Source organism: Bradyrhizobium roseum (assembly GCF_030413175.1).
Taxonomy (GTDB): domain Bacteria; phylum Pseudomonadota; class Alphaproteobacteria; order Rhizobiales; family Xanthobacteraceae; genus Bradyrhizobium; species Bradyrhizobium roseum.
Genome location: NZ_CP129212.1, coordinates 4,416,642 through 4,433,237 on the forward strand (window position 1 = coordinate 4,416,642; position 16,596 = coordinate 4,433,237).

The 16,596-nt window shown below is 65.7% G+C and carries 6 protein-coding genes; all 6 read right to left on the reverse strand.

Translation table 11 applies throughout. From position 1 onward, the window contains the following. Positions 1–15: 15 nt before the first annotated feature. Positions 16–10,794, reverse strand: a complete 10,779-nt coding sequence (locus tag QUH67_RS21235) for a filamentous haemagglutinin family protein (protein ID WP_300940944.1) — start codon at positions 10,792–10,794, stop codon at positions 16–18. A 143-nt stretch (positions 10,795–10,937) separates the two neighbouring features. Continuing rightward, positions 10,938–11,921, reverse strand: a complete 984-nt coding sequence (locus tag QUH67_RS21240; protein ID WP_300940945.1) for a FecR family protein — start codon at positions 11,919–11,921, stop codon at positions 10,938–10,940. Between the two features lie 52 nt (positions 11,922–11,973). After that, positions 11,974–12,519 carry an RNA polymerase sigma factor gene (locus QUH67_RS21245; RefSeq protein ID WP_300940946.1) on the reverse strand — a complete coding sequence of 182 codons (546 nt, stop codon included), beginning with the start codon at positions 12,517–12,519 and terminating at the stop codon, positions 11,974–11,976. Positions 12,520–12,523: 4 nt separating this feature from the next. Beyond that, positions 12,524–13,330, reverse strand: coding sequence for an STN domain-containing protein (locus tag QUH67_RS21250; protein ID WP_300940948.1), 807 nt, complete (start codon positions 13,328–13,330; stop codon positions 12,524–12,526). A gap of 120 nt (positions 13,331–13,450) precedes the next feature. Further along, on the reverse strand, positions 13,451–14,761 hold the full coding sequence (locus QUH67_RS21255; protein WP_300940950.1) for an HlyD family type I secretion periplasmic adaptor subunit: 1,311 nt from the start codon (positions 14,759–14,761) through the stop codon (positions 13,451–13,453). A gap of 3 nt (positions 14,762–14,764) precedes the next feature. Beyond that, on the reverse strand, positions 14,765–16,510 hold the full coding sequence (locus QUH67_RS21260; protein ID WP_300940951.1) for a type I secretion system permease/ATPase: 1,746 nt from the start codon (positions 16,508–16,510) through the stop codon (positions 14,765–14,767). Positions 16,511–16,596: the final 86 nt, after the last annotated feature.

Sequence of the window (16,596 nt, forward strand, 5' to 3'; positions counted from 1 at the left end):
CGTCGAGCAGGTCGATCACCTTTCAGCGAGCTTGCGTTTTTCCTCTTCGGTCAGGGATTGTTTTTGCCGGTCGGTCAACGGGCCGGCACCGATCACCTGAACGGCGCTGCTCGGATCCTGGCTGCGCCGTTCTTCGGTGTCGTCAGGACGGGGCTTGGTTTCGGCCGGCTCGCTGGCGCCGCCATAACCGAGCACTTCCACGATGATGATCGAAGGCCGGTCCTCGTTGCGCCCCTGCGTCGCGTCCTTGACCGCATCGGATGCCGCCTTGTCCTGATTGCCGTCTGCCTTGAGCGTCACCGTCTGGCTCTCCTGCGGGACGCCCTTGACCTCGCCCTTGACGTCGATGTTCGCGGCACCGATCACCTGGACTGCCACGATATAGAGGTTGCCGCTGACGCGGATGCCGGCGTCTCCGGCGTTGACGATGCCGCGCGGCGCCCACAAGTCGAGATCGCCCGGCCTGACGCTCTCGAAGCTCTGCACCGTGCCGATACCGCTGCCGGTCTTGTCCGCGCGCTCGCGGACGGTGACGTTGCCATCGACGTCGATGAAGATTTCCGGCGCCTTCGCCGACCGGCTGGTCTTGGCGCCGCGGCCGGAGTCGATGTCGCCCTCGGGCGTTCCGATGATCACATCGCCGCCCTCGAAGGTCAGCACGCGCGAGCGGTTCACCACCACGCTTTCACGGCTGACGATGTTGATGTTGCCGCCCGCTCCGGTCAGGATGCCCGAGCCTTCCGGGACCGTGACGCCAAGGGCCGCGACCTGCACCCCGCCGCCGGGAACGAACATCGAGACGTCGCCGCCCCGGGTGGTTTCGATCCTCGCATTGGTGTTGACGATGCTGCCGTTCCAGTTGTCGCCAGGGAACAGTTTCGCGATCGCGTCATAGCCGCGAGCATGGTTCTGCTCGCTGAGCGCCAGGCCGGCATTGGCGCGGTTGGTTTCGCGAATTTCGTAAGCCAGGACGGTGCGGACAAAAACCTCCTGGGTCAGCGGCGGCAGAGCGAGGAAGGCCTGCCAGACCTCATCCGCCGATGCGGTTCGCAGCGTCGCATTTCCGGTCTTGGCCACGACGAAACTGACCAGGCCGCTATGGGCGATGTTCCGCTCATCGACCCAGTCAATGAAATGCACCGGCAGCAGCGAATTCTGCGCACCTCCCACCCGGCGCAGATAGTCCGGCATTGCCGCGACATTTGCAGGGTCGAGATACGCCTCCATGAAGCCGGCGTAGTCCGGTTGCTGCTTGATGCCGGCCAGGATGACGATGTCGGCGCCGCCCGGCGGCAAACCCTTTTCCGTGACGATGCTCTGATCGAAATTGGTGGAAAGGTAATTACCGGTGGTCTCGATATAGCCCTGGAAGGTGAATCCGGTCCTCTCGAAATAGACGTCGCGCCCGGCCTGGATCACGATCGCACCTGGACCACGAACGCTGATCCGGCCAGCTTCGGGGCCCCCGCCGCGGGTCATGAGGAAGTCGTTTCCGGCTTCCAGCAGCGAGACATCGGTCAGATGGTTGTTGCGGATGTCGAGATCGACGCCGCGAATATCGCGCCCCGCCCGCAAAAAGACCTGCTCGTTGCTGTGGAGGGTGGCAATGCGCGGCACCGCAAAATGGACACTTTCCCCCGCCCTGGCGTAGGGGTGCTCGATTGAGCCGGTTCTGGCGTAGATCCGTGTCGGCTGATAGTCGTCGACAAGGTCGAGGACATCCGGATTGAGCAGCGCGCTGACATAGATACTGAAAAAATTGCCGCCGCCGTTTCGCAAGAAGCTCTTGATGTCGTCGGGCGCATAAGGCGCCGTCGGTCGCGGCAGCAACGTCAGCGGCAGTCGCGACTCGATGATATCGGAGAACAACACATCGCGCTCAGCCGCCAGCAGCAGGTTGCTGTTGTGCCCGGGCGTCATCACGAGCCCCAGTCCGCTGCTGGCGCCACGCCCGTTCAAACTGACGACGGAGCCATTAAGCGCCGCAATCACCACCTGGCTCGGGTAGATTGCACCCAACAGGGCCCGCGGAACACTCTCGTAACCGACCCGGTCGAACAGCCAGGTAGCCTGGTTGACGAGCGTAATGTCGCCGCTGGTCGAAAGCAGGTTGAGCGCGGTCCGGTCCGTGTAGGTGATCCACTTTGGATACCTGTAGTCTCCGCCCTTGTTGGCATTGTCGATCCGGGCCATCAGCGGCTCCAGCGCGGTCTGGATCGTCATCGACCCCGCGCTCGATACGGTCATGACGGTATCGCCGAGCGCCAGGATCGGCGCGATCTGATAGAGCGAAAAATCATCCGGCAGACTGGCGTTGGACGTGTACTTGATGGTTCGTCCGACGCTGAAGGATGCAGCCGCGATGTTTGCCTCGCCGCGCGCGGAGTAGAATAGGCCGCCGCTGATATCGCCGCCGGCCGTCACGTTCATGAGGCCGCCGTTCTGCACCACCAGCGTGCGGGCCTCGGTGCTGGTTCGTCCGCCCTGAACTCTGCCCATGGTCGGTTGCACGACCGACAGACTGGAGATTTTTCCGCCGGCGCTGACCGTTACGTCGCCGCCGCCGAGCACACCGACGCCCTGCTGGAAGCGATCATGCTGCACCCACCAGGTCGGCTGGTCGCCGGGCGCGAAGAAGGCCTGGTTGGCCTCTTCGAGCGCGCCCCATCGCCACAGCCACTCGGTAACGAGTTGCTCGGAAGGAACGCTGACGATATCGCCGCCGACTTCGATGCGCAGGTCGCCGCCGTGGCGGGCGTAGTAGGCCCCCGCGCGCGGGGTGAAATCAGCCAGCGCGGTCGTATCGAGGCTGCCTGCGGTGTAGATCACCGAGGCCCGGTGAGACAGCGTAAGTCCGTGGGCGGCGCGGACATCAATATCGCCGGTGCCGGTGCGCACCAGCGCCGGTACGTTGCTGTCGCCAACGATGATCGACCCGCGCGTGCCCAGCACTTCACGCGGCGTCACGCCGAGCGCGCTCGCCGAACCTAGGTCCGCACCCGCGACCAGCCGCAGGCTCCAGGACAGTCCATCCTGCAGCACCCCGCTGGGATCGGCCGCGGAGAAGCCGTCGCTCAGATTGCTGGCGATGATGAGATCGCCGGCCGCGCGCAGCGTCAGGCCCCCCTGCCGAACCGTCGGGAAATCTCCGAACAGATTCCAGCTGCCGTCGACGGTGAGGTCGCCGGCGCTGCGGATCTCGATGCCGGGCGCGACCGCCACATCGGAGCGGCCGAGCCGGCTCTGGATCGCAACCGAGTGACCTGCAAAGGCCAGCGCATCGGCGACGGCCTGCGCGCGTACGGCTTCGGTTGTCGCGCTGTCATAAACGCGGAAGCCCTCGATCAGGCTCTCGCGAGAGCCGATGATTTGCGCGCCCAGCACGTCGATCGCCACGTCGACGCCGCCGTTGATTTGCGGTGCGCGAAACACGACCCGGCCGCCCTCCGGACCGCTGACGTCGATGATACCGCCCTGGATCGACAGCTTTCCGCCGGCCTCCCCTTGCGTCTCCAGTAGCACCCGGCTGGAACCGAATTCGCCGGTACTGCGCGCAAGAAGCTCGGCCCCTGCGAGCATCGTCAGGTTCTGCCTGGCACTGATCTCGATCCGCCCGCCGCGGCTGCTCGACGCGTCGATGGTGCCCGCGATCGTCACTGAGCCTTGATCGGCCTGCAGGCTGAATTGCCGCGCCTGCGTCAATCCGCCGAGCACGACATCGCCGGTGCGGACGCGGAAGGCACGGGCCTCGAAGAACCCTGCGCCATTGAGCTGCTGGCTCAAGGCAGCGAAATCCGGCACCGTCGCCGCATCGAGACTGAACGAACCGCTCTGACCTCCCGCGGAGGAACCGCCCGCGATCGCGCCGGCGAGGTCAAAGGTTCCGGCGGTCGCCGCCACGTCGAGATGACCGGCATCGCCGCCTTCGGCATGGGCCGCAACATTGATCCTCGCGCCGGCCTGCACCCGCACCGATCCGGCGAGCGAGGTCAATGCAACGCGTCCGGCGGCACCGAACTGATCGATATCGAAGAACTCCTTGCGGATGCCGCCGACGTCGATGTTGCCGCCGCCGGAGACGTTCACGTCGCCCGCGGTCGCCGTCGCGGTGACGGTGCCGCCGAGTACGCCGATATTGCCGGCGATCACGACCGTACCGCCGACAAGGTCGAAGCGCGAGCCGAGGCTGTCGTTGCTTGCGGCGCCGTTACCGGCGCCGGTCAGGGCCAAGGCGCCGGTGGTGCGGATGGATTGTCGCGCACCGCCCACACCGGTCATCATGGGCGTGACGAGGGTCAGGCTTGCGGCGCCGGCCTCGATCCCGCCGGTGCCCTGCCCCAATATCTGTGTGCGACCTTCGAGGTTCGCGCTCGTGAAACCGCGCAGGCTCTTCTCGCCGGCCCCCAACACCAGTTCGTCGCTGGCGATGCTGAGCGTGCCGGTTCCGGCGCCGGTCGGCTCGGTAAAGGCGCGGCCGTTGTTGACGAACTGAATCTGCCTGCCTTCGAGCACGACATCGCCGGAGCCATAGCCGACCAGCGCGGCCGCATCGAGCGTCAGTCGCTCCAGTGTCCCGCTGGCGATACGAACGCCGTTGTAGAAGTCGATCGTCGAATAGCTGACCAGCGCCAGGCGCTGCGTTGCCGCGAGATCGGCGAGCGTGCCGGCGCTGATGATCAGGCCGGTGCTGCCGCCGCCGATGCCGATGCGGCCGCTCGCAATCGACACGTCGGTGCCGGACAAGCGGGCCGTCGACGCCACGGTCGTGTCTTTGGTCGCATCCAGCGTCAGCGAGGCCCCGCCGCGCAGGACCACGCCGGCTCCGATCGTCAGCACGCCGCTGCTCGATTCGGCGCCCTCGCGCCGGATCGCCACCGCCGCGCCGTTCGACACCCGCAGCAGTGCCCCCCAGTCGCGGGCCGGCGTAATGATGTCATCGCTCGGATCCGGGGTGCCTCGCGTATCGGTGGTTTTCGCCACACGCGGCGTGATCAGCAGATCGCCACGGTCGGCCTGAAGCGACCCCTCGGCGGCGATCATGCTGCCGTCCTCGACCGTCAAGCGGTCCTGCGCCGCGAGCACAATCTCCGAGCCGACCAGCGCGTGGGCTTCGTCGTTGCGAATGACGATGTCGGTTGCGGTGACGTCGACGCGGACGCCGTTGATGTCGCCGCTGCGCGTGCCGCCGAGCAGCAGGCTGGCTGCGCCGAACCCGGACAACGACGTGGAGTCGATGACGAGATAGCCCTGCGCACGCAAGGAAGCCCCGTCCTGGGCCGCACCGACGACGGCAATCTTTTGCGCGGCAATGTCGACAAGTCCGCCACGGCCGCCAGACGCGGCCTGCGAACGCAGCGTGCCGTCGAGCAGCAGGTCCTGCTGCGCTTTCAGCGCCAGCGTGCCGCCGTCGATCGGTAGACGCGGCGTGACCGTTATCTCCCTGCCCTGTTCGCGATATTGCGACAGCTTGAACTTCTCGGAAGTGAAGAAGGCGTTCGCCGTATTCTCGAGATATTCGCTGTAGGATCGGACCGTCGATCCCGGCATCACCCGCCAGGTGCGATCCAGTTGCGCCTGCGAGCCGGACAAGGCGTCGCCGAGGCGCCCGCCCATGATCAGGCTGCCGTCGGCGAGCACGGCGCTCGCCGTCTGGCCGGTCGAGCTGGCGGCACCGAACGCCGAAACCAGATAGGCTCCCGGCAGCAGGGCGTAGCTCGCCGGCAGCAGCGTGTAATATCCGGCGGCAATTCCGTTGCCGCCGTTCAGGTAGATGGTGCTGCCGACGCCGACACCATTGCCGACAGCGTCGAACGGCGCCACCGGCGAACCGTAGCCCGGCATGATCGCAAACGCGCCTGGCTGAACCAGAAGATCGCGCGATCCGCCGGGGCCGGCCACGAATTCGCTGGCATAGAGATCGCCGCCGCCGGAAATATCGACGACCGCGCCCGTCCGCAGTTCGACCGATGGTGCGTCCAGCACCATGCGCTTTTCCGGCGGCGCGACGAGCGGCGCCGTGTCCAGATAATACCAGGCGTCGCCATTCCTGGTGTAACCATACGGCACGATCGCGCCTTCGGCCGATACCGATGTCAGGCTGCCCTCGCCGAGCACCAGTTGCTGGCTGGCGCGCAGCGTCAATTCACCGGTCGGGGCGCGCAACGTGCCGAACTGCTCGATGATCGGGGCTTCGATGGTCAATTTTCCGCCGGCCGAGAGCGGCGCGCGGCTCGGTCCGTTACCGAGGATCGTCACCTTGACGGGCGACTCTATTTTCGCATTGACGCCCGAACTCGGATAGAGCTGCGCGGCCTGAAGCGTGAGATTGCCGTCGGCATGCACCAAGCCGTCGACCCGCATATCGCTGCGGCTGCGCAACACGGTCTCGGCGATGCCGTTCGACACCAGACCGCCGACGACGATGTAGCCGGCATCGACCTCGAGGCGGCCGGCGAGCGACGCCGCAACCGCCGGCGCGGTCTCGGCGCCGCCGATGCTGACGTAGTTGGCCCTGATGAGCGCCGAGTCGCCATTGCTCTTGTTGAACTGGGAGGCGCCGAGCGTGATCGACGCGCGTGCTTCGAGCGTCACGGCACCATCGAAGACGAGCTTGCCCGGCGCCGACATCGCGACATGGTCGAAGCCGCCGCCCTTGAGGCCCGCCACCGTGACGATGGTTTCGGCGGGACGAACCAGTCCGGCGAAGTCGAGAGCAAGGCCATCATTGAAGTATTGCAACTGTTCGGCGGTAAGCCCGAGTTCTGCCAGCGGATCGCTTGAGGGCAACCGCGCGATGTGCCCGTCCTGCACCGTGAGGAACGAAGGCTGGACCGCGTTGACCATCTCCTGCGTGATGATCAGCGGCACGCCAAAGCCGATGAAATCGTCCCAGTTGATGTTGAGCGCGTCCTGCCAGGTCGATCCGCCGATGAAGCTGGCCAACTCCGTGAGGTAGCTCAGGAACGCCTCACGCGATACCTGGTTGGACTCCGCCGTGATGGTGAGACGACCGCCGGCCGCTTTCGGTCCGCCCGGCAGGCCGACATAAGTCGAGGCGATGACGCCGTAGCTGCGCGACGAGATCGAGATCGAACCGGCATCGCTGGCGATCGAGGCTGGAACCCACTTTGTCTTCCCCTCGCCGCGCATGGGGCCCGCGACTTCGGACGGCAGATCGAGCACGGCCGACGTTCCGGACACGTCGAACAGCGAACCTTCCGACAGCACGAGATGATCGCCGGCGACCGTGATCTGACCGCCGCCCAGCACCACCCCGACGCGGTTCTGCTGGTGGTCGAGGCTGACCACCGCCGCACCCCGGGCCTGCAGCCTCGCCTGCGGCTGAAGCAGGACTTCCGCGCCGTCCAGATTGATCGTGCCTGCCGGTGCATCGATGGTTCCCGCCACCGTGAGCCGGTTCACCGGTCGCAGGTTGATAACGGCCTTGGTATCGCCGCGCAACACGGCGCCGGCGCCGATCCGCACGTTGCCATCACCGAGCAGCTTGAGGCCACTCGCGATCAGCGTGATCGCCGCCGGCGTGCGCGCGATCCGCTCCTCCGGATTCAGCACCTTGACGCGCCCGGCGTCGGTGATGCGGGCGCCGGAAGCAAGCCTCGCGGCAGCGGCGTAATCCAGTTCCACGCCGACGGCGACCGGCGCGACCACGACATTGTCGGGAATCTCGATGTTGCGGCCGTCCAACGCGATCTGCGAGAAACCGCGATCGCCGAACAGCGTTGCCGGAAGATAGAGCGTATCGGCCGCGGTCGGTCGCGTGCCGCCGACCTGGATATTGGGAGCGGCAGCATTGCTGGCAATTGTCGTGATCTGCCCCGGCGGCACAATCCGCAGCGAGCCGCCCGAGGCGGCTGCATGGGCACGCATGTCGAGACTATCAAAATCAAAACCGACGCCGGCGCCGATCGTCACCGAACCGGCATTGCCTGCGACGATCCGCGACACGCCGCGCCCTCGGCCGGTGGACTTCACCCAGCCGCCACCCGAGACGTCGATGACGGCGCCGCGCGCCACATGCAGATTGTACAGTTCGACCGTTCCGCCACGCGTGACGATATTCGAGGCCAGAACCGGGTCCAGGACGTCGTTGACCCAGGCGCCGCTCAGGTCGATCACCGCATGCGCCCCGAGGCTCGATGTCAGGGCGCTCGTGCGCAACGCTCCGCCGGCAATCCGCACGCGCCCATCGATCACCAGGTCCTTGCCGTTGACCACGAGCGTGGCGCCGGGACGCATCTCGATGTCGGCGTCGGCCGCAACCGTGCTTTGGTACTCCGTCAGCAGGGTGATCCCGGCGAGGCCCGAACCGCTGAGGAAATCCGGCCTCAACGTGACATGACTCTGATTGTTGCTGAAATACGCAGATCCGAGCGCCGACGCGGCCGTGAAGTTTTCCGCCAGTTGAGGAGCGCTCGCCGAAATCAGCAGCGTGCCCGGCGAATAGGGCCGCTCGGGATCGGAGTTGCCGCCGACTTGCAGGCTTCCGGCCTTGGGATTGCTCTCCCGCTGACGTTCACCGACGACCACGTCGCCACGCACGGCGCCGTCGAGCGCGAAGGCACGGCCGGCGTAGATCTTCGCCGAGCCCGCAGCCTGGCCCTCGGTATAACCGGCTTCATAGCGATCGCGGCTGAGGCCGGAATAGGTTTCGGTTACCCCCCAACGCTCGTGGGTAACGGTGAAGCCTTTGGCAATTCCAACATAGATGCGATCAGGGCTGGCGCGGCTCATGTCGTAGAGGCGGCCGTCCGCCCCGATCAGCCTGGTGGTCCGGACAATGCCGCCTTCATAGTGGATCGAGCCGCCCGACACGTCGAGCATCGACCCGGTCCGGGTAATCACGTCGCCGCCGGCCTTGATGAATATCTCGCCGCCGACCGTTGAAAGCGTCGCCAGATCGGTCTTGGTGTTATTCAGCCAGCCCGACAGGTTGGCCAGCGGCGAGCCATACCAGAGACCGGGCTCACTGAACCACTGGACGCTCGCCATCGGACCGTCGGCGAACCGCCCGGTTGCGCGGCGATCCACATAGATCTCGCGCTGGCCGCGCAAGAAGCTCTCGCGCAGCAGCGGAGAGTCCTGCAACTCGTTGATCATCAGTTCGACCGTGACGCTGTTGCGCTCCATCGGCACGAACACATCCAGCAGCCCGGCGGTCGAAAGCAGCGCATCGTTGCCGATGTAGATCCGGCTGCCGTCGCCGGCCGTATCGAGGCCGGCACCGAATCCTTCCCCGGAAAGCCGCGGATTGGTCGCCGCCACGACGCTGATCTTGCCGGCCGGCACGATGATGCTGGCAGCGTCCTCGATGTCGATCAGCTTGCCGCGAAGTTCCACCAGGCTCTTCTCATAGCGGGTCAAGAGCGCGGACTGCTCGATCTGCGAGGCATCGGTGGCATCCGGGACGACGGACGTCGTGCTACCGGCGCCAAGCGTCAGGGTGCCGGAGAACAGGTTGGTCAAGCCGACTGCGCAGGAGTCGCTGCAGATCTGCGAGGTGCCGCCATCCCAGGCCTGCAGGCGGATCGAACCGCTGCGATTGTTGAGCGCGGTGGTGGCGGAGAGTTCGCCGTTCTGGTCGACGTTGCGGGCATGGAGGGTGATGTTGCCGCGCTCGGCGATGATTGAACCGTCGTTGACGACGCGGAAGCCGAGCGCCTCGGCGCGGGCGTTGAGCCGCGCCAGCACCGCCGGCGTGTCCGACGTGTACGACGACTTGCCGTCAAGAAGTTGTTCCGGGACCGCCGACGTGACGATGTCGAGACCGCGCACCGCGGGATTGGCCGCGAGGTAGACCTGCTCGCCGGCGCCGAGGATGACCTGTCCATCCTGCGCCTGGATCTGCCCGCCATTGCGAACAGAACTGCCGAACATCATGACCTTGCCGCCCGGTTGCGCCATGATCGCAGCACCGGCTTCCACGGATACTGTTCCCGGGACGTAGCCCGGCGTATAGCCTCGAACCACTTCGTTGGGTGCGTGCTCGCCGAATGTCGGCAGCGCGTAGCCATTGCTGCCGCCGATCTCGATCTGCAGCAGCGTCGCGATGCCCTTCGTGTACTGCTCGTTGGACAGGCTGAGGCTAGACGCGACGAACGTATTGACGTTGACTTGGCTGGACCCGCCGAAGACGATGCCGTTCCTGTTGATGACGTAGACCTGCCCCTCGGCCTTGATGGTGCCGAGGATGCGGCTCGGGGCAAGGCCCGGATCGAGGACGCGATTGAGTGCGATCCACTGGCTGGCATTGGCGCCGCCGGCGGTCTGGTTGAAATAGAGATCGGTCTCGCGCCCGACGTTGAAGCTGTTCCAGGTCAGGATCGCCTTTTGCTGGGTTTGCTTGATCTCGACCCGCGTGCGGCCGCCGACATTTTCGTCCTTCGGCAAATTGGCTCCTTGCCACAGGCTCGGATCACTGCCCACGCCGGGCGCGACCTGGAGTCCGCCCCCGCCGATGCCATTGGGCACATTGCTTGAGGCAGCGACCGCCGCGGCGCGCGCGGCGTCCTGGGTGGCCCTCAAAGCGCGAACCGATTGCGCGGCGCGCGCGAGCGCATTCTGGGCCTGCCGCGCGGCCTGCGTCGCCTGCCAACTGGGAGCCTGCACCAGCGGTGCGACAGGCGCGGAGTTCGTCGCACCTGCCTGCAGGCTGCGGCCGGCGGCGTGCTCGCCGCCGGCGACCAGCGCCACGGCGCTGACACTCGTCAGCAGCGCCAGGCGCCACCAATTCCGGGACGATCCGAGTATCCGGCTGCCGGTGACACGTGCTGACATGGTAACCCCTGATTTTCAGTCTTCCGAGGGCGGGCGACGGGTTGTTGCCCCATCGACACCTAAGACAGTCCGCGCTCCGCAAGACCGAACCGCGTCACTGAAAAAAAATCTGGAGAGCTTTGGCGGAGGCAGATCCTGAGCTTTCAGCTCAACAACACGATACCGCCCGGCAGCCGTGTCACCTTTGCGTCATACGCATCCCGGACGAGCGCGATGATGTCGTCGAGCCGGTCGATCTGGAAGCTGGCCTCGACCGAGCGGCGACCGAGGCGCCGGTTCATCAGGACGATCTTGCCGGGCCGGTAACGATTGACTTCTTCGATCACGCGGTCGAGCGATTCATTGCGGAAGACCAGCATCCCCTCTTGCCACGCCGTCACCACCACGGGATCGACCGTGACGACCTCGTCCAGGCCACGGCTGCCATAGAGCACCTGTTGCCGTTGGCGAAGCGTGGCGACGTTCCCACCCTGTTCGACGCGAACCTCGCCATCGAGGCAGGTCACGCATACGTCGGACCTGTCGTGCCGAACGTTGAAGTGGGCACGGCTCGCGATCGTCCTGCCATCGCCAGCGATCACCACGAACGGCCTGACGGGTGACTGGGTCAGAACTGCGGCTTCTCCGGCGACCAGTTCGACGGCTTCGTCGCCACCGGTTGAGCGGATCGACAGGCTGCTCTGAATGTTCAGATTGACCGACGTATCGTCGGCGATCGCGATGCGACGCTGTTCGCCGATCGTGGTTCGATAGTCGGCGGTCAGTTCGGGCAGCGACGGCCAGAGCCGCAGCGGCGGATAGACGACCATGGCCGCTGCGGCGGAGGCGGCCACGGCGCTCCCCAGAAACGCGCGCCGTCCCAATCGACGCCCCGAACTGGCGTGCTGCGCCGCCACGGCCCGCTGCGCGCCGACGCTCGCGATATTCCTGGCGGCGGCGTGGCTGCGGTCCCATAACAGATTGACCTCGGCGAAGGTCACGGCATGCGCGGTGCTTTGCAGGCACCATTGCCTGAACGCTGCCGCATCGCGCTCGGTCGCGGCCCCTGACGTCAGACGCAGCAGCCACGCCTCCGCCTCGTCGCGGAGGCCGACCGGATCGTTCGGTGGGCGGTCGGACGCGATCATGTCTTTCGCTGCTTCTCGGGCTCGACGGATTGCGAATAGGACACCTGCACTCCTATGACTGTTCCTCGGAGCGCGGACCGAACCGCCTGACGATCTTTCTTTCCAGCCGCTCACCGCAATGTTCAAGCGCCCGCTTCAGTTCCTTTTCGACCATCCGGGTTGAGATGCCGAAGCGGGACGCGATTTCCCGGTGCGGCGCTTCCTCAAGGCGCGATGCGATGAAAATTGCCCGGCGACGGGCCGGTAACTCGTTGAGCGCGCGTTCGAGCGCCTCGATGTCACGGCGCCCCTCGGCGATCCGGGCCGGGTCGAGCGCGCCATCGGCGATATGCCGAAGCGCCTCGATTTCGGATCGGCCGAGACGGCGGCTGTCAATCTGGCAGTGATCCGCTGCGAGGTTAAGCGCAATCCGATACAGATAGGCCCGCGGATCCTGCACGACGGCGACGGTGTTCATGCGGGCCACGCGCAGATAGGTTTCGTGCAAAACCTCGTTGGCGAAATCCTCCGAGCCAAGGCGCCGCGACAGCCGCTTCCTGAGTTCATCGTAGCTGCTGACCAGAAGCGAGCGCAGCGTGGCCTGACTGGTTTCCTCCATCAGGTCACCGTTGCGAGCCGGTGACGCGGGAAGCACATTCCGTGTCCAGGCCGAGCGCCCGCGGAGCAACCACGACGGTGACAGGCTGCGGGAGGCCCGCCGGTTGCGACATCTCGATCACGAGCTTTTTCAGTCCGTCGGAGATGATCGCATCCCGGCCCCGAATCCCCGTCGAACTGAGAAACTCGGACCTTTCAACGCTGCCCGACCGGTCGATCCACAACTGCAGCGCCATCCTGTAACGGTCGGGCCTCGTCTCCTCGTTCTGGCACAGCACCCGCCTGAGCGCCGTTTGAACGGCGAGAAAGTAGCGGCTGTACTCGCGACTGCCGCTCTGCGGAACCGCCGGCACAGGAACGAGGGTAAAGGCGGCGGGGTTGGCATAGCGGGCAGTCAGGCCCGTTCCCGCAAGCAGGCTGCGCAAAGCGCCTTCGTGAGAGAACACACCACTGACCGGGGCCGATTGACGTCCGGCCGTCAGTTCTCCATCGACAAGAACCGCGACCTTGGCAACGGCGCTGTAGGCGCGCAGCGCCGTCGCAAGCGGCTGCGATGGAATGTCGAACGTGGTGTGGGCTGTCGTCGTCAACACTGTCGCGGCCTCTTCGGCAGTCGCGATCGATATCGTCCTGCCGGCCTGCAGAGGTTCGACCACCCCGGCCAGCACGCCGCCAGCGAACATCAGCAGGCCGAGCGCCGGCCGCCCAGTCCAGCGAGAGCGCGACAGATTGCGGACCAGGACTCCGATCAACGAAGGCCAGGCCCGTTCGTCCCTGGGATCATGCGGCCCACCACGCAGCCGGTCCAACATCACGCGCGCTTCCGAATGCCCGGCCAATTGGCGTCATTGTTCGCCATCGAGAGCCAATGTTAAGCGCCCTTTGATGATCGTTATGTGACGCCGGTGCGCAAGTGCAGAACCCGGACGGCACTACCGTTCGCGAAATGCGCGGGCAACCTGGTCGAACAGCGGCTTGGTGAGATACGAGCCGACCGTCCGCTCGGCGGTCTTGATGAACGCTTCGACGGGCATACCGGGCAAGAGCCTGACATCGCCGAGGCGCGCGAGTTCATCGGGACCGATGGCGATGCGCGCGGTGTAATAAGTCACACCGGTGCGTTGCTCCGTCGTAACGTCGGCCGATACCCGGCTGACCGATCCGTTGATCTCGGGCGTGCTACGCTGGTTGAAAGCGGAAAACCGCAGCGCGGCAGTTTGGCCGACCCGCACCTGATCGATGTCCTGTGGCGAGACCCGCACCTCCACCGACAAGCGTTCGGAAGCCGGCACGATCAGCATCAACTGCTCGCCCGCGCTGATGACGCCGCCCACCGTGTGGACGTTCAGTTCGTGCACGGTGCCCGAGATTGGGGCGCGGATGTCAATGCGCCGCAACTGGTCTTCGGCCGCCACCTTGCGCTCGGCATATTCGCCGGCCTTGCCGTCGATCTCGCGCAGCTCACGCCCGACTTCGCTCGCCAGTTCGCGATCGATCTGGGTGATCTGAAGTTCGATCTCCGATATCTTGCCCCGCCCCTGCGCCGCCGCCGCGATCAGCTGCGCGCGTTCTCCGTCGAGCCGCGCGGCTTCGCGTTCCAGTGCGGTGAGCCGGTTCATCTGAATGAGCTGCTTTGACCAGAGCTCGCGAACACCTTCCAGTTCGTTGTTGACCAGAATCAGTTCCCGGGATTTCGCCGCCTGCTGGGCCATGATCCCGTTGGCCTCCTCCTGGAGCTGGGCGATCCGTTCGCGCAACTGCCGCTTCTGGCCCAACCGAGTAGTGCTGCGCAGCTCAAACAGGCGCCGTTCATCGGCCATCAACTCGACGATGCCTTCATCCTGTCGCCGGTCGTTGAACGCCGACGGCCATGACATTTCCGATGCGCCGTCGCGTTCGGCCCGCAACCGCGCGCGCCGTGTCGTCATTTCATCGAGCGTCCTCGATACGATCTTGAGGTTTGCCCGCGTCATGGTCTCATCGAGACGGACCAGGATGTCGCCGGCCGATACATTCATCCCGCTGCTGACCGCGATTTCGCCGACCACGCCACCGGTCGGATGCTGAACTTTCTTGGCGTTGGATTCGACGACGACGCTTCCCGGCGCGATCAGCGCGCCGGAAATCTCGGTGGTGGTGGCCCAACCGCCGACGCCCCCGGCAACGAGCATGACCGCTGCCAGCCCAAACACGATATGGCGTCGGATGGACGGACGCGCGTCGAACAAGTCCCGATCCGGCATGCGCTATCCCTTGACCGCTTGAACAATCTTGGACGCACTGACGACGGGATCGCGGCGCAGCACCTTGGCCAGCACCTCGTCCTTGGGGCCGAAGGCCTGCTGGCGCCCACCGTTCATCGCAAGCACGTGATCGACCCCCGATAATGCGCTCGGACGGTGCGCGACCACGACCACGATCGCCCCCCGTGCCCGCGCGCCGAGAATGGCCTGGGTCAGCGCTTCGTCGCCCTCGACGTCGAGATTGGAGTTCGGTTCGTCCAGCACGACGAGAAATGGATCGCCGTAAAGCGCGCGCGCCAGCGCGATGCGCTGTTGCTGCCCGGCCGACAACGCCGAACCCTGCTCGCCGATCTCGGTATCGTAGCCTTGCGGCAGCGCAAGCACGAGTTCGTTGACGCCGGCCGCCTTCGCGGCTGCGATGATCGCATCCGGCGTGGCGTCGGGATCGAATCGCGAGATGTTCTCCGCAACCGTCCCTTCGATCAGTTCGACGTCCTGCGGGAGATAGCCGACGTGGCGCCCGAGTTCGTCGGGAACCCATTGGTCCAGCGTCGCACCGTCGAGCCGGACGGTGCCGCGCGCAGGCGGCCACAGGCCGACAAGGACCCGGGCCAGCGACGATTTCCCCGATGCGCTCGGCCCGATCACCCCGAGCCCGTTGCCGGCCTTCAGCGCAAACGTCACCTCGTGCACCACGGCCCGCTGCACGTCCGGCGGCGCTGCGCTGATATTGTCAACCGCGAGGCTGCGTTGCGGCCTTGGCAGCGAGGTAGGACTGCGCAGTTCCGGCAGCAGCATGAGCAGCTTGTTCAGGCGCTCGCGCGCCTGCCGCGCGCCGACGAAGCTGCGCCAGTGCGAAATCGCCAGATCGACCGGGGCAAGTGCCCGCGCCGACAGGATCGACGATGCGATGATGACGCCCGCGGTGGCCTGCTGGTTGATAACGAGGTAGGCGCCGACGGCCAGCACCCCGGACTGCAGCATCATCCGGAATGTCCGTCCCATGGCTCCGAGGCCCGCGGCGAGATCGCTCGACTGCGCATGCCCGGAGAGGAATTTGCGGTTCAGCAACTGCCAGCGACCGGAAATCCGGCCGGTCATGCCGAGCGCCGTCAATGCCTCCGCATTTCGACGGCTGGTCTCTGCCAGCCGGGCGCGCTGGTTGCCGATGCGGTTGGCATCGAGTGACGATTGCTTGGCAAGCAATTCCGACAGCAGCGTCAGCGAAACCAGCACCAATGCGCCGGCCAGCACGGTGACGCCGATCCAAAAATGGAAGGCGAAACAGATCGCGAGATAGAGCGGCACCCAGGGCAGGTCAAAGAACGCCGTCGGTCCGGGGCCGGACAGATAGCTGCGGACGGTATCCAGGTCACGCAGCGGGTGGATCGATTCGCCACGCTTGGGCGCTTGGATCGGCAGGCGCATCACCGTCGCATAGACGCGATTCGACATTTCCTGGTCGAGACGGATGCCGATCCGGACCAGCAGCCTGCCGCGCAGGGCGTCCAGCAATCCCTGAAACAAGTAGAGAACGAGCACCAGAACGAGCAGGCCGACCAGCGTCGGCACGCTCCGGCTCGGCAGCACCCGGTCGTAGACCTCCATCATGAACATGGAGCCGGTCAGCGCAAGAATATTCAGGATCGCGCTGAATCCGGCGATGGCAATAAAGGCCGACCGGCAACGCGCAAGCGCGGCGCTGAGCTCGCTGCGGGCATTTCCGGATGGTTGCCGGCTGACTGTCACTGGGTGCGCTCACTCGTCCGGCCTTGGCCGTAGCCGAGATTTGTTACAGATATCTGACAAGACAATTGGGGGGCGCACGTGCCCCC

Bases quoted from the DNA above. Each gene is read 5' to 3' on its own strand.
- QUH67_RS21250 (WP_300940948.1), bottom strand. From the start codon at position 13,330: ATGTTGGACCGGCTGCGTGGTGGGCCGCATGATCCCAGGGACGAACGG.
- QUH67_RS21235 (WP_300940944.1), bottom strand. From the start codon at position 10,794: ATGTCAGCACGTGTCACCGGCAGCCGGATACTCGGATCGTCCCGGAAT.
- QUH67_RS21240 (WP_300940945.1), bottom strand. From the start codon at position 11,921: ATGATCGCGTCCGACCGCCCACCGAACGATCCGGTCGGCCTCCGCGAC.
- QUH67_RS21255 (WP_300940950.1), bottom strand. From the start codon at position 14,761: ATGCCGGATCGGGACTTGTTCGACGCGCGTCCGTCCATCCGACGCCAT.
- QUH67_RS21245 (WP_300940946.1), bottom strand. From the start codon at position 12,519: ATGGAGGAAACCAGTCAGGCCACGCTGCGCTCGCTTCTGGTCAGCAGC.